Source organism: Arthrobacter sp. GAS37 (assembly GCF_044908325.1).
GTDB lineage: Bacteria > Actinomycetota > Actinomycetes > Actinomycetales > Micrococcaceae > Arthrobacter > Arthrobacter ramosus.
Map to the genome: position 1 here is coordinate 1 of NZ_JBIYDB010000094.1, position 1,298 is coordinate 1,298.

Annotated in this window: 1 protein-coding gene; it reads right to left on the bottom strand. The window is 69.6% G+C overall.

From position 1 onward, the window contains the following. Nucleotides 1-29 precede the first annotated feature (29 nt). A partial coding sequence (locus ABH924_RS24820; protein WP_404503198.1) for a urocanate hydratase occupies nucleotides 30-1,298 on the bottom strand: 1,269 nt, incomplete at its 5' end.

Here is a 1,298-nt window from a genome sequence, read left to right on the forward strand (position 1 = left end):
TGCGAGCTAGTTGGGGTTGTCGGGTCTGGTTAGCGGGTTTCTTCCATGGGGATGCGGACGCCGCGTTCGTGGGCGACTTCGATGGCGCGGTCGTAGCCGGCGTCGGCGTGGCGGATGACGCCCATGCCGGGGTCGTTGGTGAGGAGGCGTTCGAGTTTCCGGGCGGCGAGCTCGGTGCCGTCGGCGACGGAGACCTGTCCGGTGTGGATGGAGCGGCCGATGCCCACGCCGCCGCCGTGGTGGATGGAGACCCAGGTGGCGCCGGAGGAGGCGGCGGTCAGGGCGTTCAGCAGGGGCCAGTCGGCGATCGCGTCGGAGCCGTCCTTCATGGACTCGGTTTCCCGGTAGGGGGAGGCCACGGAGCCGGAGTCCAGGTGGTCCCGGCCGATCACGATGGGGGCCTTGACCTTGCCTTCGGCCACGAGCTGGTTGAAGAGCAGCCCGGCCTTGGCGCGTTCGCCGTAGCCCAGCCAGCAGATCCTCGCCGGGAGGCCTTCGAATTCGACCCGTTCCTGTGCCGCGTCGAGCCATTTGTGCAGGTGGGTGTTCTCCGGGAAGAGTTCCTTGATGGCCTTGTCGGTCACGGCGATGTCTTCGGGGTCACCGGAAAGCGCGACCCAGCGGAACGGGCCCAGGCCCTCGCAGAACAGGGGCCGGATGTAGGCCGGGACGAAGCCGGGGAACTCGAAGGCCCGGTCATAGCCGCCCTTGCGGGCTTCGTCGCGGATGGAGTTGCCGTAGTCGAAGACCTCGGCGCCGGCGTCCTGGAACTCGACCATGGCCTGGACGTGCTTGGCCATGGAGGCCTGGGCCTTCTTCGTGAACCCTTCCGGGTCGGCCTCGGCCTCGGTGTGCCACTCGGCCACGGTGATGCCCTCGGGCAGGTAGGACAACGGGTCGTGCGCGGAGGTCTGGTCGGTCACGACGTCGATGCTGATTTCCCCGGCCCGGTGGCGGGCCAGCAGTTCCGGGAAGACCTCGGCGGCGTTGCCGACATAGCCGACGGACCAGCCGCGGCGCTCGTCCTTGGCCTTCTGGACCTTGGCGATCGCGGCGTCCAGGTCGGTTTCGACCTCGTCCAGGTAGCGTTTGCCGACGCGGCGGCGCAGCCGGGACTCGTCCACGTCCACGATCAGGCAGGCCCCGTCGTTCAGGGTCACGGCCAAAGGCTGCGCCCCGCCCATGCCCCCGCACCCGCCGGTCAGGGTCAGGGTCCCGGCCAACGGTCCCTCCGCGGAGCCTTCCGCGGCGGCTGCCAGGCGGCCTTCGGCCCGGAGTTTGTTCCCGACCGCGGCGAA